The sequence below is a fragment of the Saccharopolyspora sp. NPDC002578 genome (genome assembly GCF_053592695.1).
The window spans coordinates 60411-80480 of record NZ_JBSFWJ010000024.1 but is presented as its reverse complement, the minus strand read 5'-3'; the positions used below and the strand labels follow the sequence as shown (position 1 = coordinate 80480).

At 73.4% G+C, this 20070-nt stretch carries 8 protein-coding genes and 1 pseudogene; 2 read left to right on the top strand and 7 right to left on the bottom strand.

Annotation, left to right across the window (positions count from 1 at the left end):
- Positions 1-316: 316 nt before the first annotated feature.
- From ACWD38_RS14300 to ACWD38_RS14270, 7 genes are all read right to left on the bottom strand, one after another.
- Positions 317-1156, bottom strand: a complete 840-nt coding sequence (locus ACWD38_RS14300) for a GNAT family N-acetyltransferase (protein WP_450124206.1) — start codon at positions 1154-1156, stop codon at positions 317-319.
- 53 nt (positions 1157-1209) lie between these two features.
- Positions 1210-1878 carry an enoyl-CoA hydratase-related protein gene (locus ACWD38_RS14295; protein WP_450124205.1) on the bottom strand — a complete coding sequence of 223 codons (669 nt, stop codon included), beginning with the start codon at positions 1876-1878 and terminating at the stop codon, positions 1210-1212.
- 68 nt (positions 1879-1946) lie between these two features.
- Positions 1947-2615, bottom strand: coding sequence for a helix-turn-helix domain-containing protein (locus tag ACWD38_RS14290; RefSeq protein WP_184480939.1), 669 nt, complete (start codon positions 2613-2615; stop codon positions 1947-1949).
- Between the two features lie 132 nt (positions 2616-2747).
- Entirely contained in the window at positions 2748-2945 is a 198-nt protein-coding gene (locus tag ACWD38_RS14285) for a ferredoxin (RefSeq protein ID WP_184480937.1), read from the bottom strand.
- Between the two features lie 31 nt (positions 2946-2976).
- Positions 2977-4143 carry a cytochrome P450 gene (locus ACWD38_RS14280; RefSeq protein ID WP_450124204.1) on the bottom strand — a complete coding sequence of 389 codons (1167 nt, stop codon included), beginning with the start codon at positions 4141-4143 and terminating at the stop codon, positions 2977-2979.
- A 32-nt stretch (positions 4144-4175) separates the two neighbouring features.
- Positions 4176-5228: a DegT/DnrJ/EryC1/StrS family aminotransferase gene (locus ACWD38_RS14275; RefSeq protein ID WP_184480933.1), complete on the bottom strand. Its 1053-nt coding sequence runs from the start codon at positions 5226-5228 to the stop codon at positions 4176-4178.
- Positions 5228-6625 (bottom strand): glycosyltransferase, encoded by a 1398-nt coding sequence (locus tag ACWD38_RS14270; protein WP_184480931.1) that lies wholly within the window; start codon positions 6623-6625, stop codon positions 5228-5230. The genes ACWD38_RS14275 and ACWD38_RS14270 overlap by 1 nt, the downstream gene beginning before the upstream one ends.
- 666 nt (positions 6626-7291) lie before the next feature.
- Between ACWD38_RS14270 and ACWD38_RS14265 the strand changes: the two are divergent.
- Positions 7292-10405 (top strand): annotated as a pseudogene (locus tag ACWD38_RS14265) (type I polyketide synthase); the annotation flags it as partial.
- Positions 10406-10645: 240 nt separating this feature from the next.
- Positions 10646-19939 carry a type I polyketide synthase gene (locus ACWD38_RS14260; protein WP_450124203.1) on the top strand — a complete coding sequence of 3098 codons (9294 nt, stop codon included), beginning with the start codon at positions 10646-10648 and terminating at the stop codon, positions 19937-19939.
- Positions 19940-20070 lie beyond the last annotated feature (131 nt).

Here is a 20070-nt window from a genome sequence, read left to right as displayed (position 1 = left end):
CCGACTCTCTCCCTATCTTAACCTCAGTCGGTCTCTCGCTGCGGTATCTTTTTCCCGAGTGGCTCCGCCACGAGGGAAAAAGCTGTCCTCGCGAGAGACCGACTGAGAACCCGCCGGTGGTCGGCTTGTGGACGTGGGCTATTCGCTTCGCGAATACAGGCACGGCCTTCGGCCGCTAGGGATTCGGCCTCGCCGTTCCTGTGGTGCTGATCGGGAGCTCGGTTCACCTCGGGGCGGTTTCGCGCTGTCGTCCGTGTCTCGCACGGCGACATCGCACTCTGCGGAGATATGCCGTTGGGGATCGAGTCCTGGCCGGTCATGTGCGGGCGCTGCGGGATGAGGTGCTCTTGCGCAGGCCGAGGCTGCGGCGGACCTGGTGCAGCACCAAGTGGGTCATCAGGCTGACCGGGTGGAACGCGACGACGAGCAGCACCGCGTCGCGCGGGCCGAGCAGTTCCGCGAACCACTCGTCGAGCTCCGCGCGGTGCGAGGTCGGACGTTCCGTCCACAGCTCGGATTCGTAGGCGTCGGTGATGACCGAGGTGGCCGGGTCCAGCCGGTCGGCCTGGCCGAGGTCGGCCGCGGCGTCCGCCGCGATGCGCCGGACGTGCTCCGGGATCTCCCTGCCCGGCGCGGGCCAGGTCGTGTCGTCGCGACCCGTGGCGGCCGACCACCCGCTGTAGACCAGCGGGTTCGCGGTGCGCATCACCGCGTGCAGGCTGCGCGGCGCGGCCTTGGCGATCGCCGCGCGCAGCAGCGCGCGCCAGAGGGTGCTGGAGATCCCGGTGCCCTGGTGGTCCGGGTGCACTCCAGCGGAATTGGCGTAGAAGCAGGTGCGCCCGCCGAACTCCCGGTCGTTGCCGGCCACCCACCCGGCGGGAACCCCGTCGCCGTCGAGGGCGATGACGAGTCCGGAGAGCTGATCGAGCTTCTCGTCGGTCAGCCACTCCTGCCAGTACGCCTCGTCGGTACCGGTGAACGTCCGGACCGCGACCGCCGGGAACGTGCGGCGCAGGTACTGCCGGGCAGGCTCGGAGAGCCGGGCGCGCACATCGGTCCACAGCAGACCGGTGAAACCCGGCCGCACGGAGACCTTCTTCGCCCCCTGGAGCAGTTCCGGCGGGCAGTGCGGTGCGGTCGAATCGGGGTTGGGCATCGCTACCTTCCAGGCCGGCTCGGGCGGCCCGAGTCCGGTTTCGGTCGTGGGGATCAGGGCTGCGCGGCCGGTTCGGCGGCGCGGAGCAGGGCGGCCGTCGCGCCGAACATGGTGGTCTTGATCGTCCCGAGGGTGTCGCGGTTCTTGCCCGCCAGCGGGCGCACGAGCTCCGCGGCGTTGCTCGCCACCGCGCCCTCGGCGGCCGTCTCGTCCACTAGCCCGAGCTCGCGGGCCTGCGTCCCGCCGAAGCGCCGTCCCGTCGTCATCGACGCGATCGCGGCGGCCGGGGTGAGCTTGTGCTGGATCAGCGCGGCCATGCCCGGCGTGAACGGAACGTCGATGTCCACTTCGGGGAAGCAGAAGAAGCCGCGGTCGGCGCGCATCACCCGGAAGTCGTGGGCCACGGCCAGCATCGCGCCCGCGCCGAACGCGTGGCCGTTGACCGCCGCGACCGTCGGGACCGGCAGGGTGAGCACGCGGGCCAGCAGTTCCTGCACCTCGGTGCGGTAGGACGGCAGCTCCTCGGGGTGCCGCACGATCCACTCCAGGTCGAGGCCGTTGGAGTAGCACTTGCCGTGGCCGGTGGTGACCAGCGCGCCGGAGGCTTCGACGACGGTGTCCAGCGACGTGTTCACGGCCTGCAGCCAGTCCGGGGAGAACCTGTTCTCGTCGTCTCCGAGGTCCAGGGTGAAAACGCCGTCGTCCTCGTGCAGCGCGGGCATGGTGATCCTCTCTCGCAGGGGTTTCCGGGTCGTGCGACCAGCTTGGGCGGTGTTCGGCGGCTTCGCCGCTACGCGGGGTGGGAGCCCCGGTTCGCCGGGGCGGGCGGGTCCAGCGCGAGGATCGCGCGCACCGCGGCGTCGAGGCGGGCCCGCACGTCGTCGGAGATCCGCGGCGCGCCGTCCGCGCCGACCTGGATGAGGTCCCGGCGCAGCAGCGCCGTCGGCAGGTCCACGACGCACGTCGTGACCACCTCGACGCTGCGCCCGTCGCGCCGCGACCACAGCGCCGACGCCAACCGGCACAGCACTTCGGCGACCAGCCTCCGGTCCAGCCCGAGCAGCGCGTCCGCGAGCTCGCCGGGCAGGTCGGGGCCGAGCAGCTGCTCCCGGCGCACCGTCAGGAGCATCCGGGCGGCGGCCGGGCGCTGCTCCGCGAACCGCGCGGGCGCGTCGGCGGCGGCGACCACCGCGTTCGCCGCCGCCTCGAATCCGGGAGCGTCGCCGAGTGCCTGATCGATGAGCGTCGTCTGCAGGTCGAGGAAGTCCGTCGCGGCCCGCAGCCACATCCGCCCGCGCAGCGCCGCCAACGAGCCGAAGGCGTGGTAGATCGCCCCGTTGGGCACCCCGGTCTCCGCCGACAGCAGCCGCGCCGTCAACCGCTCCGGCCCGACCTCCACGGCGAGCCGCTCAGCGACGTCGAGGACCTGGTCGAGATCGTGCACGCGGGGCCTGGGCATGCCGTCACCGTAATGGAGCACCCGCTCCACAACAAAGTGACCTGCACCGCAGGCGGGCGTGCCACCGCCGGAAACACGAGTGCGGGGCGCCCCGTCAGGACGCCCCGCACTGGTCGGGTATGCGCGAGCCGGTCAGGCCTCCTGGACGGTGATCGCCTGGGAGGGGCAGATCAGGGCCGCTTGGCGCACGTCGTCGGCGTGCTCCGCGCCGGGGGTCTCGTCGAGCAGCGTCACCACGCCGTCGTCGTCCTGGTCGAACACGTCGGGCGCGGACAGCACGCACTGTCCGGCGCCGACGCAGCGCTCGGTGTCCGCGATGATCTTGAGCATGTGATGGGTCTCCTTCGGGAACGGTGCGTGGTCACCAGCGAACCGGCAGCGAGTGCAGCCCGAACAGCACGCCGTCGTACTTGAACGGCAGCTCGTCCACCGGTTTCGCCAACTCCAGCTTAGGGATGCGGTCGAACAGCACCTGGTAGGCGAGGTCCATCTCGCCGCGCACCAGGTTCTGCCCGAGGCACTGGTGCACGCCGTAGCCGAACGCCACGTGGTGCCGCGCCGAGCGCGACGGATCGAACCGGTGCGGGCAGCCGAAGGCCTCCTCGTCGTGGTTGGCCGCGGCGACCAGCGGCACGATCCCCTCGCCTGCCTTGATCGTCTGCCCGCTGATCTCCAGGTCCTCCACGGCCACCCGCAGCGCCACGATGTCGGCGACGGAGTGCAGCCGCAGCAGCTCCTCCACGACGCCCTCGGTGCCGATCCACTCCGGGTGCATCAGCAGCGTGAGCACGCCGAGCGCGATGTTGTTCGCCGTCGTCTCGTGCCCCGCGATCAGCAGCAGCATGGACACCCCGGACAGCTCCGCGGCGGACATGGTGCCCGCCGCCAGCAGCCGGCTGATGAGGTCGTCGGCGGGGCGCTTCTGCTTGAGCGAGATGAGCCGGTTGAGGTAGCGCAGCAGCTCCTTGGTGGCCGCTTCGCGCTCCTGGTCGGTGGCGGTGGTGCTGACCAGGGTCCGGGTCTTGGCCTCGAAGAAGTCCCGGTCCGCCTTCGGCACGCCGAGCAGGCTGGAGATCACCAGCGACGGCACCGGCAGCGCGAAGTCCGCCACCAGGTCCGCGGTGTCGCCCGCGGCGAGCATCGCGTCGATGCGGTCGTGCACGACCTGCTCGATGGCGGGGCGCATCTCCCTGATCCGGCGCACCGAGAACTCGGAGATCAGCGTCTTGCGGAACCGGTCGTGGTCCGGCGGGTCGAGCGCGACGAACCAGCCGGGCATGGTGTCGGGGGAGGGCACGCCGCCGGTCTTGCCGAGCAGGCTGGGGAATCCAACGTGTGTCGGGTTCGAGCTGACTCGCCGGTCGGTGAGCACGGCGCGCACGTCCTCGTGCCGCGTCACCAGCCACACGACGGCGCCGGTGGGCAGCCTGGAACGCACCAGGCCGGGTTGTTCCCGGAAGCCCGCGTACTCGGCGGGCGGGAACGACGCGCCGGGGCGGCGCAACGGGAAGTCGACCACGTCGGCCATGATCCGCTCTCCATCGTCGGGTGCTGCTGCGGTCAGTTCGCGGCGTAGAACTCGCGCACCTTGCCGACGACGTAGTCCTGGTCGTCGGCGGTCAGACCGGTGTGGGTGGGCAGGTAGAGCCCGTCCTCGCTGAACCGGGTGGCGTTGAGCGACGGCCAGTCCGGGTCGAGGTAGCCGGGCTGGCGGCTCATCGGTTTGAAGAACAGCCGGGTCTCCACGCCGTGCTCGGCGAGGAAGGCGCGCAGGCCCTCGCGGTCGCGGGCGCGCAGGTCGTACATCCACAACACGTCGCGCGGCGGCATCAGGGTGATGCCGTCGACGTCGCGCAGCCCGTCGTCGTAGCGCTTCTCGATGTCCCGGCGCACCGCGAGGATGTGGTCGAGCTGCTCGGTCTGGGCGAGCGCGACCGCGGCCTGCATCGCGGTCATCCGGAAGTTGTAGGCGAGCTTCTTGTGCAGGAAGCTGTGGTCGCGGGAGAACGCCATGCCGCGCAGGTGCGCCATCTGCTCGGCCAGCCGCGGGTCGTCGGTGACGCAGATCCCGCCCTCGCCCGCGGTGATGATCTTGTTGGCGAACAGCGAGAAGCACGCGATGTCGGCGACCGGCGCGACGCCGTGCGCCTCCGCGGAGTCCTCCACCACGCGCAGGTTGTACTCGTAGGCGAGCTCCATGATCGGATCCATGTCGCAGCGCCTGCCGTAGATGTGCACCGGCATGATCACCTTGGTGCGCGGGGTGATCTTCTCCTCGATCCGCGCGACGTCGATGTTGAGGTCGTCGCCGCAGTCCACGAACACCGGAGTGGCGCCGGTGTAGGTCACCGCCCACGCCGAGGCGATCATGGTGAACTCGGGGACGATCACCTCGTCGCCCTCGCCGACGCCGAGCGCCCGCAGCGCCAGCGTCAGCGCCGTCGTCCCGGACGAGCAGGCCACTCCGTGCGCGGATCCGTTGTAGCGGGCGAACTCCTCCTCGAACCGCCGCACGAACGGCCCCTGCGAGGAGATCCAGTTCTCGCTGATCGCTTCGCTGGTGTACTCCAGCTCGCGCCCGTGCAGCCACGGCTTCGAAACGGGGTAGCGCATCAGAGGCTCGCCTTCTCCGCCGAGAGCGCGGGCAGCGCCTGCAGCAGGTCGGCGGCGGCTTCCCGGCCGCCCGCGTCGTTGAGCAGCTGGCCGAACTTCTGGGCGTTGTCGCGGAACGACCGGTCGTCGAGGACCCGGACGAGCTTGTCCAGCGCGTCCTCGACGTCGATCGTCTCCGGCCGGTCCAGGGTGAGGCTGACGCCGAAGTCCGCGCCGCGCACCGCCTGGTCGTCGCAGTCCACCCACAGTGGACGGACGACGAGCGGCTTGCCGAAGTGCAGGCCCTCGTGGAACGCGTTGCCGCCGGCGTGGGTGAAGAACAACTTCACGTTGGGGTGGGCGAGCACGTCGAGCTGCGAGGGCACCCACTTCTCCACCCGCAGGTTCGCGGGCAGTTCGTCCGGCAGCAGGTGCTGCTGCTCGCCGGGCAGCTTCCACAGCACGTGGGTGCCGCGCTCACCGAGCCTGCGGGTGACTTCCAGCAACGCCTCGACCTGCTCGGCGGTGAGCCGGGTGATGGTGCCGAATCCCATGTACACCACGGAATCGCGCGTGCACAGCCACTCGGTCAGCCCGTCGTCGTCCGGTGCCTGCGGCAGCGGCGGCACCATCGTGCCCACCAGGCGCATGGTGTCCGGCGGGGTGAACGGGTAGTCGAGCTCGCGCACCGAGTAGCACAGCACCATCGCCGCGTGGTCGATGCGGGACATGAACCCGCCCGCTTCCTTCGACACGCCGAGGTCGTCGCGGATCCGCTGGTCCCGCGCGGCGCGCTCGCGCAGCTCCGCGGTCATGAACATGCCCAGGGTGCGCCACTTGAACAGTCTGTTGGTCAGCCGCTGCAGGAAGTTCATCTCGTAGGGCAGCCCCGAGTGCGGGACGGGGAAGTTCGGCCCGGTGTAGGACTTGCCGAACGGCACGTGCGAGGTGAGCACGTTGCTCGGCATGAACGGCACGCCGAGCACGAACGGGATGTTCTTGGTGATGGCGAGTTCGTAGCCGTAGGAGCACATGCTCTCCACGACCATCAGCGCGGGCCGGATCTCCTCGACCGCGGCTTCCAGCGCGCGGTACTTGTCGATGCGCGCCTCGGGGGAGAAGGTGTGCCGGATGACCGCGCGGTGCGCCTTGAACCGGGAGCGCTGGGTGACGTCCGCGTAGGTCTCGTCGTCCCAGGTCACCGCCGACATCTCCGGCACCACCGGGCCGAGGGAGACGAACTCGACGGGACTGTCGGCCTTCAGCGCCGCGACCTCGTCGGCCCGGTTGTCGTCGGTGGCGAAGTGCAGGTCCGGCACGCCCCGCCGGGACATCTCCTCGGCCAGCACGAGCAGGGGGTTCAGCAGACCGCTCTCCGGGTAGCTGACGAACAGGATCGGCCGCCGGGTCGACTCCATGAACACGCCCTTCGCGAGATCGGCATCCCGGCGGCGGGAAGTGCCGGGAGTAGACGAAGACTGTTCTCCCACACCAACATTCGGAGAATCCCTAGTCCTGTTGGGGAGTCCGCTTGTATGGCCTGCGTAGGGGTCGGGTAGCGGAACCTCAGCGGCTTCCTCGCTGCGGGATCGATTTCTCATGTAGCTCCCTACACGGCGAAATCGCTGTCCTCGCGAGGAAGCCGCTGAGAACCCGCCGGTGGTCGACTTGCTCAAGCCGGTCACTGCTCAGCGGCTCCGCCGCTGACAGGACAACGACCATGAACGCCGCTCACCTCCAAATCTGAGATCAAGGGCAGGTGGTCAGCGGCGACCGCGCGGGTTTTCGCCGGGGTGGGCTTCGCCACGGGAGCGGTTTTCGCGCGGGCGTCGCCGGGCTCCCGCTAACGGGCCGGGTGCGTGAGCACTGCTCAGCGGTGGCGTCGGTGATCGGGAAGCGATCAGGACCGATCCGGGTTCGCCCGGGCGGTTCGGGCCTTCGACCTGCGGCTCTAGGGAAAAGTACAGCCGTGGCGCACTTACGCTCCGCAGTCGAGTGGTGCAGTCCCGCCCGACTTCTCGCCAGAGGTGGTGCAGCGCATGACGATCCCGCGCACGACGATCCCGGCCGGTGACGATTCACCGGCCGCGGCAGACCCGATCGCGGTGGTGGCGATGGCGTGCCGGTTCCCCGGTGCGGTGCGGTCGCCCGAGGACCTGTGGGAGCTGGTCACCTCCGATTCCGGTGCTGCGTCGGGATTCCCGGAGGACCGGGGCTGGGACCTGGCGGGGCTGCGCGAGGCCTGCGCCGTCGACTCCGGCGGTTTCCTGCCGGACGCGACGGAATTCGACGCCGAGTTCTTCGGGATCTCGCCGCGCGAGGCGCTGGCGATGGATCCGCAGCAGCGCCTGCTGCTGGAGGTCTCCTGGGAGGCGTTCGAACGGGCCGGCATCGACCCGGCGTCGCTGCGCGGCTCCCGCACCGGCGTGTTCGCGGGCCTGCACGGCCAGGACTACGCGGTGGCCGCCGACGGGGCCGCCGAGGACTTGAGCGGGCACGCGGTGACCGGCGTGTCCACCGCGGTCGCCTCCGGGCGGCTCGCCTACCTGCTGGGCCTGGCGGGACCGGCGGTCACGGTGGACACCGCGTCGTCGTCCTCGCTGGTGGCGCTGCACTCGGCGGCGCGGTCCATCGAAGCGGGCGAGTGCTCGCTGGCGGTGGCCGCCGGGGTGACGGTGATGTCCACGCCCGCCTCGTTCGTCGGTTACTCCCGGCAGGGCGGGCTCGCCGCCGACGGGAGCTGCAAGCCGTTCTCCGACGACGCCGACGGCACCGCCTGGTCCGAGGGCGTCGGCGTGGTGCTGCTGGAGCCGCTGTCGCGGGCGCGCGCCGCCGGGCACGACGTGCTCGCGGTGCTGCGCGGTTCGGCCATCAACTCCGACGGCGCGTCCGCCGGGCTCACCGCGCCCAGCGAAGCCGCGCAGCGGGCGGTGATCCGGGAGGCGCTGGCCGACGCCGGGCTGGCCGCCGTCGACGTGGACGCGGTGGAGGCGCACGGCACCGGCACGGCGCTGGGCGACCCGATCGAGGCGGCGGCGCTGCTGGCGACCTACGGCCAGGACCGCGAGATCCCGCTGCTGCTCGGCTCCGTCAAGGGGCACCTGGGCCACGCGCAGGCCGCCGCCGGCATGGCCGGGCTGATCAAGACGGTGCTGGCGCTGGGCGAGGACCGGTTGCCGGGCATCCGGAACATGCGCTGCCCGTCCCCGCGGGTGGACTGGACTTCCGGTGCGGTGGAGGTGCTGGCCGACGCCGCGCCGTGGCCGCGCGGGGACCGGCCGCGCCGCGCCGCGGTGTCGTCGTTCGGCATCAGCGGCACCAACGCGCACGTCATCCTCGAACAGCCGATTCCCGCCGCGCCGCAAGAGGAATCCGAACCCGCGGTGGTCCCGGCGGCCGTGCCGCTGCCCGTCTCGGCGCGCTCGGACGCGGCGCTGGACGCGCTGCTGGACCAGGTCGGGGACCTCGCCGAGTCGGGGACCTCCTCGCCGGTGGACTTGGGCTGGTCGCTGGCGACGCGGCGGACCTCCTTCGAACGCCGCGCGGTGCTGCTGAGCACCGCGGACGGCGCCGTGGAGGTGGCGCGCGGCTCGTCGGCCGAGGGCTCGTCGGCCGTGGTGTTCTCCGGGCAGGGCTCGCAGCGGCTCGGCATGGGGCGCGAACTGCACGCCCGCTTCCCCGTCTTCGCGGCGGCGTTCGACGAGGTGCTGGCCGAACTGGACCGCCACCTGGACCGCCCGCTGCGCGACGTCATCTGGGGCGAGGACGCCGAGGAGCTCGACCGCACCGGGAACGCGCAGCCCGCGCTGTTCGCCGTCGAGGTGGCGCTGTTCCGGCTCGCCGAGTCCCACGGGGTGCACCCGGACCACGTCGGCGGCCACTCCGTCGGCGAGGTCGCGGCGGCGCACGTGTCCGGAGCCCTGTCGCTGCCGGACGCGGCGAAGCTGATCGCGGCGCGCGGCAGGCTCATGCAGGACCTGCCCGGCGGTGGCGCGATGGTGGCGCTGCAGGCCGCCGAGCGCGAGGTCGTCCCGCTGCTCACGGCGAACACCGGGCTGGCGGCGGTGAACGGCCCCGAGTCGGTGGTCGTGTCCGGTGGTGCCGAGGAGGTCGTCGCGCTCGCCGAGCACTTCACCGACCTGGGCCGCAAGACGAACCGGCTGCGGGTGTCGCACGCGTTCCACTCGCCGCTGATGGAGCCGATGCTCGCGGACTTCCGCGACGTCGTCGGCGGTCTGACCTTCGCCGAGCCGCGGATTCCGGTGGTGTCGAACTTGACCGGCCGGCTCGCGCGGCCGGGCGAGCTGGCCGACCCGGAGTACTGGGTGCGCCACGTGCGGGAACCGGTGCGCTTCGCCGACGGCGTCGCCGCGCTGCACGAGCAGGGCGTGACGCGGTTCCTGGAACTGGGCCCGGACGGCGTTCTCTCCGGCATGGTGCGGGATTCCGCGCCGGGCAGCCCCGTCGCGGTCGTCCCGGCGCTGCGCCGCGACCGCGACGAGGAGGCCGCGTGGGTGACCGCGCTGGCCCGGCTGCACGTGACCGGGACGGCCGTCGACTGGCGGCAGGTGTTCACCGGCACCGGTGCGCGCCCGGTGGCGCTGCCGACGTACCCGTTCCAGCGGGAGCGGTTCTGGCCGACGAAGGCCCAGGCGGCGATCTCGGCGACCGCCGCGCCGGAACCGGTGGCCGCCGCGGCTTCGGAGCCGGTGGACCTCCCGGACCGCCTCGCGCGGCTGCCGCGCGGCAAGCGCACCCCGTTCCTGCTGGACCTGGTGCGCACCGAGGCGGCGGCGGTGCTCGGTCACCGCAAGACCGACCGGGTCGGGCCGGACCGGGTGTTCAAGGACATGGGCTTCGAGTCGCTGACCGGCGTCGAACTGCGGGACCGGCTGGGTACGGCCACCGGGCTGCGGCTGCCGACCTCGCTGGTCTTCGACCGCCCCACGCCGCACTCGGTGGCCGAGTACCTGATCGACCACCTCGCGGCGGACTCGTCGCTGGAGGCCGAACTGGCGGCGTGGGAGCGGCGGTTCGACGAGACCCCGGCGGATCCGGCGGAACGCGACCGGCTGGCCGCGATGCTGGACCGCCTCACCGCGAAGCTCCGCGGCACCGCGCCGGACGAGGACACCGACATCGCGGACGCTTCGGTGGACCGCCTCCTCGACTTGATCGACGAGGAGTTCGTCGCGTGAGGAGCCGGTCGGTGAACTCGGCCCGCGCGGCGGTGCGGGTGGCGGAATCCCGGCGGTTTCCTCGCCGCGGGGCCGATTTCTCGGGTACCCGCCGCGAGATCGCCGCCTCCGCCACCGGCGGGACGCAGACCGACGACGCCGCTCACCTGGAACGACGAGTTCAACGACGCGCGCCGAGCGCGCCACCTGCCCGTGCGCGACGCGACCGGCCGGGCAGCGAGAACGATGTGAGGAAGCCCCGTGCCTGAAGAGCAGCAGGAAAAGGTCGTTGACTACTTGCGGCGGATGACCGTCGATCTGCGGCACGCGCGCAAGCGCATCGAGGAGCTGGAGGACCGCGACCGCGAGCCGCTGGCCGTCGTGGGCATGGCCTGCCGCTACCCGGGTGACGTGCGCTCGCCGGAGGACCTGTGGGACCTGGTGTCCACCGGCGGTGACGCGGTCGCCGGATTCCCCACCGACCGCGGCTGGGACCTGAGCTCGCTGCGCCGGGAGAGCACCACCGGCACCGGCGGCTTCCTCTACGACGCGGCCGAGTTCGACGCGGGCTTCTTCGGGATCTCCCCGCGCGAGGCGCAGGCGATGGACCCGCAGCAGCGGCTGCTGCTGGAGGTGGCGTGGGAGGCCGTGGAGCGCGCGGGCATCGCGCCGAGCGCGTTGCGCGGCACGCCGGCCGGGGTGTTCGTCGGCGCCTACCACTGGGGTCGTTCGCAGGCCGGTGCCGACGACCTGCAGGGCCACACGATGACGGGCACGGCCTCCAGCGTCATGTCCGGGCGGCTGGCCTACACGCTGGGCGTGCACGGCCCGGCGCTCACCGTCGACACCGCGTGCTCCTCGTCGCTGGTGGCGCTGCACCTGGCGGCGCGGTCGCTGCGCGCGCGGGAGTCCTCGCTGGCGCTCGTCGGCGGTGTCACCGTGATGTCGGACCCGTCGCTGTTCGTGGAGTTCAGCAGGCAGGGCGGGTTGTCCGCCGACGGCCGCTGCCGGGCGTTCTCCGCCGACGCCGACGGGACCGGCTGGGCCGAGGGCGCCGGCGTCGTGGTGCTGGAGCGGCTTTCCGAAGCGCAGCGCCACGGTCACGAGGTGCTGGCGGTGCTGCGCGGCAGCGCGGTGAACCAGGACGGCGCCTCGAACGGCCTGACCGCGCCGAACGGCCCGGCGCAGCAGCGGGTGATCGAGCAGGCGTTGGAGAGCGCCGAACTGCGTCCGTCCGATGTGGACGTCGTGGAGGCGCACGGCACCGGCACCCGGCTCGGCGACCCGATCGAGGCGCAGGCGCTGCTGGACGCCTACGGCCAGGACCGCGAGGAGCCGCTGCGGCTCGGCTCGCTGAAGTCGAACATCGGCCACACCCAGGCCGCCGCCGGGGTCGGCGGCGTGATCAAGATGGTGCAGGCGCTGCGCCACGGGGTGCTGCCGCGCACGTTGCACGCCGAGACCCCGACCCCGCACGTGGACTGGAGTTCCGGTGCGCTGCGGCTGCTGACCGAGCAGCTCGACTGGCCCGACGCCGGCCGCCCGCGCCGCGCGGCGGTGTCGTCGTTCGGCGTCAGCGGCACCAACGCGCACGCCGTGCTGGAGCAGGCGCCCCCCGTCGAGGCCGCCGCCGAGGCGCCGCGGCCGGACGCGGTGGTGCCGTGGGTGCTCTCGGCCCGGTCCGAGCAGGCGCTGCGCGAGCAGGCCGCCCGCCTGGAGCGCCACGTCACCGCGCACCCCGAACTCGCACCGGTCGACCTCGGGAATTCCCTGGTGCGCACCCGATCCCTGTTCGAGCACCGCGCTGCGGTGATCGGAGCCGACCGGGACGAACTGCTGGCGGGGCTGCGCTCGCTGGCGGCCGGTGAACCCGACGCCGCCGTCGTCGAGGGCCTGGCCGAGGTCGAGGGCGGGGTGGTCTTCGTCTTCCCCGGCCAGGGCACCGCCTGGACCGGGATGGGCGCGCGGCTGCTGGCCGAGTCGCCCGTGTTCGCCGCGCGCATCGCCGAGTGCGAGCACGAGCTGAGCGAGGTCGTCGACTGGTCGCTGTCGGCCGTGCTGCGCCAGGACGACGGCGCTCCGTCGCTGGACCACGACGACGTGCAGCAACCCGCGACGTTCGCGGTGATGGTGGCGCTCGCCGAGCTGTGGCGCTCGCACGGCGTGGTGCCCGACGCCGTGGTGGGCCACTCGCAGGGCGAGGTCGCCGCCGCCGTCGTGTCCGGCGCGCTGTCGCTGCGCGACGGCGCGCGGCTGGTGGCGTTGCGCGGCAAGGTCATCGCCCGCCGCCTGGCCGGGACGGGCGGCATGCTCTCGATCCCGCTGTCCACCGAGGAGGTCGAGCGGCTGATCGAGGGTCGCGACCTGGCGCTGGCCGCGCTCAACGGCCCGCGTTCCATCGCGGTGTCGGGTCCGGACGCGGAGCTGGACACCTTGTTCGACGAGCTCACCGAGGCCGGGCTGCGGGTCCGCCGGATCGACGTGGACTACCCGTCGCACTCCGCGCACACCGCGCCGCTGCGCGAGGAACTGCTCGCCGAGTTCGCCGACATCGTGCCGCGCGTGCCGGAGGTCCCGTTCCTGTCCACCGTCACCGGCGAGTGGATCGACGAGGCCCGCACCGACGCCGAGTACTGGTTCCAGAACCTGCGCTCCACGGTGCGGTTCGCGCCGGCCGTCGAGTCGCTGCTCGACCACGGCCACCGGGTGTTCGTCGAGGTGGGCGCGCACCCGGTGCTGACGCTCGGGGTCCAGGAGCTCATCGAGCAGCACGAGGTCGCCGCGGTCGCCACCGGCACGCTGCGGCGCGATCACGGCGGGCTCGACCGGTTCACCGGCGCGGTGGCGACGGTGTTCGCCCGCGGCGGCGCGGTCGACTGGTCCGCCTGGTTCACCGACGCGCGGGTGGTCGCGCTGCCGACCTACGCCTTCCAGCACGAGCGGTTCTGGCCCGAACCCGCGCACCCCGGCTCCGACCCGGCGGACGAGGAGTTCTGGACCGCCGTCGAGCAGCACGACGCGCGCGCCCTGACCTCGCACCTGCACGTGGACGAGCAGGCGCTGGCGGCGGTGCTGCCGGCGCTGTCGACGTGGCGCAAGCAGCGCCGGGTGCTGTCCGAGGCGGACGCCTGGCGCTACGAGGTGGCGTGGACGCCGCTGAACGGGCTCCCGCGCGGACTGCTGCACGGCACCTGGCTGCTGGTCACGACCGAGCACGCCGAGGACGCCGACGTCGCCGCCGCGTTGTCCGAGCACGGCGCCGACGTGCACCGGCTGCTGCTCGACGAGTCCTGCGTGGACAGATCGGTGCTGGCCGAGCGGCTGGCGGAGATCGCCGATCCGGCGGGCGTCGTCTCGGTGCTCGCGTTCGACGAGCGGCCCGGCGAGACCTACCCGGACATGCCGCTGGGCCTGGCGCTGACGGTGTCGCTGGTGCAGGCGCTCGGCGACGCGGGCAGCACCGCGCCCGCGTGGGCGGTGACGTGCGGCGCGGTGCGCACCGGCGATGGCGACGCGCTGCCGAATCCGGCGCAGTCGCAGGTGATGGGCGTGTCCTGGACCGCGGCGCTGGAGCACCCGAACCGCTGGGGCGGCACCGTCGACCTGCCGGAGGTCCTGGACGCGCGCGCGGCGGGCAGGTTCGCCGCGGTGCTCGCCGACTCCCGAGGTGAGGACCAGCTGGCGATCCGCCCGGCGGGCGTGCTGGCCCGCCGCGTCGCGCGCGCCGCCGCGCCGCGGCCGGTGCGGGACTGGACGCCGCGCGGCACCGTGCTCGTCACCGGCGGCACCGGCGCCATCGCCCCGGACCTGGCGCGCTGGCTGGCCGCGCAGGGCGCCGAGCGGGTCGTGCTCACCTCCCGCCGCGGACTCGCCGCCGACGGGATGCCGGAGCTCGTCGCCGAACTGGCGGAGCTGGGCACCGAGGTCGCCGTGGAGTCCTGCGACGTCGCCGACCGCGACTCGGTCGCCGCCCTGCTGGACCGGCTCACCGAAGCCGGGCACGTGATCCGCACCGTCGTGCACGCCGCCGTGATCATCGAGCTGCACACCCTGGAGGAGACCAGCACCGAGCAGTTCCAGCGCGTGGTGCGCGCCAAGGTCGCGGGCGCCCGGCACCTGGACGAACTGCTCGGCGAGGAGCTCGACGCGTTCGTGCTGTACTCCTCGATCGCCGGGATGTGGGGCAGCCGCGCGCACGCCGCCTACACGGCGGGCAACGCCTACCTGGCCGCGCTGGCGGAGAACCGCCGCGCCCGGGGGCTGCCCGCGACCTCGCTGCACTGGGGCAAGTGGCCGGACTCCCCGGAGCTCGCGCAGGAGGACCGGCACAACGTGCGCCGCACCGGCCTGCGCATCCTCGACCCCGAGCTCGCGTTCACCGGTCTGCGGCGGGCGCTGGACGAGGACGCGTCCGTGCTGGCGCTGACCGACGTGAACTGGGAGGACTACCACCAGGTCTTCACCGCCGCGCGCGCGACGACGCTGTTCGACGACGTGCCGGAGGTGAAGCGGCTGGCGGAGACCGCCGGGGCTCCGGCGGAGGCCGGCGGGTTCGCGGCCGAGGTGCGCGGCCTGCCCGCGGCAGAGCGGTCGGCGCTGCTGCTGGAGCTGGTGCGCGACCAGGCCGCCGCCGTGCTCGGGCACTCCGGCGGGGCCGCGCCCGCCGAGCGCCGCGCGTTCCGCGACCTCGGCTTCGACTCGGTCACCACGGTGGAACTGCGCAACCGCCTGGTGCGCGCCACCGGCCTGAACCTGCCGACGACGGTCGTGTTCGACTACCCGTCCCCGGCGGACCTGGCCGGGTTCCTGGACTCCCGGCTCGCCGGCGACCAGGAATCCCGCGCGACCAGCGCGGTCGCTGCCACCGACGAGCCGATCGCGATCATCGGCATGGGCTGCCGGTTGCCGGGCGGCGTGAGCACGCCGGACGAGCTGTGGGAGCTGGTGCTCGACGGCGCCGACGTGATCTCCGACATCCCGGCGGACCGGGGCTGGGACGCCGCGGAGCTCTACGACCCGGACCCGGACCGGGCGGGCCGCACGTACTCGGTGCAGGGCGGTTTCGTCGACGGCGCCGCCGAGTTCGACGCGGGCTTCTTCGGGATCTCGCCGCGCGAAGCGCAGGCGATGGACCCGCAGCAGCGGCTGCTGCTGGAGACCGGCTGGGAGGCGTTGGAGCGCGCCGGGATCGACCCGGAGTCGTTGCGCGGCAGCGAAACCGGCATCTTCGTCGGCGCCAGCCACCAGGGCTACAGCGCGAGCACGTTCGGCATCGACGACGGCACCGAGGGGCAGTTCATCACCGGCGCCGCGGCCAGCGTGCTCTCCGGCCGGTTGTCGTACCTGCTCGGCCTGGAAGGTCCCGCCGTCACGGTGGACACGGCGTGCTCGTCCTCGCTGGTGGCGCTGCACCTGGCCGGGCAGTCGCTGCGCAGCGGGGAGAGCTCGCTGGCGCTGGCCGCCGGGTCCACGGTGATCGCCGGGCCGCAGGACTTCCTCGGCTTCAGCCGGTTGGGCGCGCTGGCGGTGGACGGGCGCTGCAAGGCGTTCGCCGAAGGCGCCGACGGGATGAGCCTCGCCGAGGGCGTCGGCGTGGTCGCGCTGGAACGGCTCTCCGACGCCCGGCGCAACGGGCACCCGGTGCTGGCGGTGCTGCGCGGCTCGGCGACGAACCAGGACGGCGCGTCGAACGGGCTGACGGCGCCGAACGGGCCGTCGCAGCAGCGCGTCATCCGGCAGGCGCTGGCCAACGCGGGCGTCGAGGCGGGCGAGGTCGACGTGGTCGAGGCGCACGGCACCGGCACCGCGCTCGGTGACCCGATCGAAGCGCAGGCGCTGTTCGCCACCTACGGGGCCGCGCGCTCGGCGGAGCAGCCGCTGTGGCTGGGCTCGCTGAAGTCGAACATCGGGCATTCGCAGGCCACCGCGGGCATCGCGGGCGTGCTCAAGATGGTGCTGGCGCTGCGGGCGGGGCGGTTGCCCCGGACGTTGCACGCCGAGCGGCCGTCCTCGCACGTGGACTGGTCGGACGGGCGGGTGCGCCTGCTCACCGACGAGATCGCCTGGCCCGAGGCGCAGCGTCCGCGGCGGGCGGCGGTCTCGGCGTTCGGCATCAGCGGCACGAACGCCCACGTGGTCCTGGAACAGGCGCCGGAACCGGCCGCGGCCGAGCGGCAGCCGGTGCGCGCCCGCTACGGGCTGGTGCCGTGGGTGCTGTCGGCGAAGACCGAGGACGCGTTGCGGGAGCAGGCATCGCGAATGTCCACTGTGGATTTCGATCCGGCCGAGGTGGCCTGGTCGCTTCTGCACGGCCGCAGCGCCTTCGAGCACCGCGCGGTCGTGCTCGGTGCCGACGCCGACGAGCTCCGCGCCGGACTGGACGCCGTGGCGTCGGCCGGAACCGCCGCCTCCGTGGTGCGCGGCACCGACGTGGGCGGCGCCGGACCGGTCTTCGTCTACCCCGGCCAGGGCTCGCAGTGGTGGGGCATGGGCCGCGACCTGCTCGCCGAATCCGAGGTGTTCGCCGACGCCATCGACGACTGCGAGCGGGCGCTGGCGCCGTTCGTGGACTGGTCGCTGCGCGACGTGCTCACCGGCGCCGCCGACCCGGCGCTGCAGGAACGGGTCGACGTGGTGCAGCCCGCGCTGTTCTCCATGATGGTCGCGCTCACCGAGCTGTGGCGCGCGCACGGCTGCGCGCCGTCCGCGGTGATCGGGCACTCGCAGGGCGAGATCGCCGCCGCCTGCGTGGCGGGCGCGCTGTCGCTCGACGACGCCGCGCGCGTGGTCGCGTTGCGCAGCAAGGCGTTGCTGGCGCTGGCGGGGCAGGGCGGCATGGTGTCGCTGGCCGCCTCCGGCGAGCGCGCCGCCGAGCTGATCGAACCGTGGGGGCGGCGGATCTCGGTGGCCGTGATCAACGGCCCGTCCTCGGCGGTGGTCTCCGGGGAGCCGGAGGCGCTGGACGAGCTGATCGCCGACTGCGAGCGCCGCGAGATCCGCGCCCGCAAGGTCAACGTGGACTACGCCTCGCACGGCCCGCACGTCGAACAGGTGGAGGCGGAGCTGGCCGAGGTGCTGGCGCCCGTCACCCCGCGCTCGGCGGCGGTGCCGTTCTACTCGACGGTCACCGGCGAGCGGATCGACACCGCGCAGCTCGGCGCCGACTACTGGTACCGCAACCTGCGCGGCACGGTGCGCATGCAGGACGCCACCCGCGCGCTGCTGGCCGACGGCAGGAGGCTGTTCGTCGAGGCCAGTCCGCACCCGGTGCTGGCCGCCGCCGTGGAGGAGACGATCGACGACGCCTGCCCGGATCCGGCGGTGGTGCTGGGCACCCTGCGCCGCGACGAGGGCGGCCCGCGCCGCTTCCTGCTCTCGCTCGCCGAGGCCCACGCGCACGGCGCGGCCGTCGACTGGACGAGCGCGTTCACCGGCGGCCCCGGCCGGAGCGTCGAGCTGCCCACCTACCCCTTCCAGCACCGGCGCTACTGGCTGACCCGGCGTCCCCGCAAGGGCGGCGCCGAGGACTCCGAGTTCTGGGACCTGGTGGAACGCGGCGATCTGGAATCGCTGTCGGCCGAACTCGGCGTGGACCGCGACGGCACGGCGCTGCACGAGGTGCTGCCCGCGCTGGCGCAGTGGCGGGAACGCTCCCGGCACCGCTCGGCGGTGGACGCGCTGCGGTACCGGGTCGGCTGGACCCGCTCGACCGGATCCGGCGAGCAGCAGGGGACGCGGCTGCTGGTCGTGCCGGAATCCCACGACGGCTGGGTCTCGATGGTCGTCGACGCGTTCGGCCCCGACGTCGTCGTGCTGCCCGCGCGGGCGCGGGACCGCGCGGAGCTCGCCGCCGCGCTGCGGGAAGCGGTGGGGGAGCGGGAGATCGGCTCGGTCGTGTCGCTGCTGACCGCCGTCGACCCGCCCGGTGCGCTCACGGCGACGTTGCTGCTGGTGCAGGCGCTCGGCGACGCGGAGATCGTGGCGCCGCTGTGGTGCGCCACGCGTTCGGCGGTGTCCGTCGACGGCGAGGACGTCGACCCGGAGCAGGCCGCCGTGTGGGGGCTCGGCCGGGTCGCGGCGCTGGAGCACCCGGACCGCTGGGGCGGCCTGGTGGACCTGCCGGACTCGCTGGACGACCGCGTCACCGACCGGCTGCCCGCGGCGCTGAACGGCCCGGAGGACCAGGTCGCGGTGCGCGGCGGCGGCCTGTTCGGGCGCAGGCTGCTGCGTTCCGCGTCCTCGCGGCCCGCCGAGTTCGAGGCGCGCGGCACCGTGCTGATCACCGGCGGGACCGGTGGCGTCGGTGCGTTCGTCGCGAAGTGGGTGGCGCGGCGCGGCGCGGAGCACGTGGTGCTGACCAGCCGCCGCGGGCCGGACGCGCCCGGAGCCGCCGCACTCACCGCGGAACTGGAGGAGCTCGGCGCGAAGGTGACCGTCGCCGCCTGCGACGCGGGTGATCGCGCGCAGCTGGCGGGCGTGCTCGCCGACGTCGGCGAGCTCGGCTCGGTGTTCCACGTCGCGGGCGTGGCCGACGGCGACGCCCCGGTGCGGGACCTGACCGAGCAGCAGCTCGCCGAGCTGCTGCGCTCCAAGCGGGACGCGTCGCTGCACCTGCACGAGCTCACCCGCGAGCACGACCTGGACGCGTTCGTGCTGTTCTCCTCGGGCGCGGCGGTGTGGGGCAGCGGCGGCCAGCCGGGTTACGCGGCGGCCAACGCCTTCCTCGACGGCCTCGCCGAACACCGCCGCGCGCTCGGGCTGCCCGCCACCTCGGTGGCGTGGGGCACCTGGGGCGAGGCCGGGATGGCGATGGACGAGGAGGTCGGCGAACGGCTGCGCCGCCAAGGCGTGCCCGCCATGCGCCCGGAGCAGGCGCTCGCCGGGATGAACCAGGCCATCGTGGACGGTTCGGCGACGGCGGCGGTCGCGCTGGTGGACTGGGAGAAGTTCGTCCCCGGTTTCACCGCCGTGCGCCCGAGCCCGCTGCTCGACGAACTCCCCGAGGTCCGCGCGGTGCTGGACGCCGCGCCGGAAGCGGCCGAGGCGGGCGAATCGGGCTCCGCGCTGCGGCAGCGGCTCGCCGAGCTGCCCGCCGCCGAGCGGACCCGCGCCCTGCTTGAGGTGGTGCGCGCCGAGGCCGCCGCCACGCTCGGCTACGACGGTGCGGAGGGCATCCCGGCGTCGCGGGCCTTCAAGGACGTGGGCTTCGACTCGGTGACCGCGGTGGAGCTGCGCAACCGGCTGCGCACCGCGACGGGCCTGGCGCTGCCCGCGGCCCTGGTCTTCGACCACCCGAACCCGTCGGCGCTGACGGCGCACCTGGCCACCGAGCTGTTCGGCGACGCCGAGGAGCGCCCCGACGACCCGGACGCCCGCATCCGCGAAGTCCTCACCACGATCCCGCTCAGCCGGCTGCGCCAGGCCGGGCTGCTGGACATGGTGCTGCAACTGGCCGAGGACGGCGGTGAGCCCGCCGAGGCGGAGGCGCCGGCGGACGCGATCGACGACATGGACGCCGAGAGCCTGCTGCGGCTCGCCACCGGCACGAGTAACTGAGGAGCTCTCTTGACATGGCCTGCGTGACGGTGCGGGTGGCGGAACCTCAGCGGCTTCCTCACTGCGGGATCTTTTTCCCAAGTGGCTCCGCCACGAGGGAAGAAGCCGTCCTCGCGAGGAAGCCGCTGAGA

What these genes read in the sequence shown, in the direction of transcription:
- ACWD38_RS14280 (WP_450124204.1), bottom strand. Translation starts at nt 4,143, where the DNA reads ATGGCCGACGTGGTCGACTTCCCGTTGCGCCGCCCCGGCGCGTCGTTC.
- ACWD38_RS14300 (WP_450124206.1), bottom strand. Translation starts at nt 1,156, where the DNA reads ATGCCCAACCCCGATTCGACCGCACCGCACTGCCCGCCGGAACTGCTC.
- ACWD38_RS14295 (WP_450124205.1), bottom strand. Translation starts at nt 1,878, where the DNA reads ATGCCCGCGCTGCACGAGGACGACGGCGTTTTCACCCTGGACCTCGGA.
- ACWD38_RS14275 (WP_184480933.1), bottom strand. Translation starts at nt 5,228, where the DNA reads ATGCGCTACCCCGTTTCGAAGCCGTGGCTGCACGGGCGCGAGCTGGAG.
- ACWD38_RS14285 (WP_184480937.1), bottom strand. Translation starts at nt 2,945, where the DNA reads ATGCTCAAGATCATCGCGGACACCGAGCGCTGCGTCGGCGCCGGACAG.
- ACWD38_RS14290 (WP_184480939.1), bottom strand. Translation starts at nt 2,615, where the DNA reads ATGCCCAGGCCCCGCGTGCACGATCTCGACCAGGTCCTCGACGTCGCT.
- ACWD38_RS14270 (WP_184480931.1), bottom strand. Translation starts at nt 6,625, where the DNA reads ATGGAGTCGACCCGGCGGCCGATCCTGTTCGTCAGCTACCCGGAGAGC.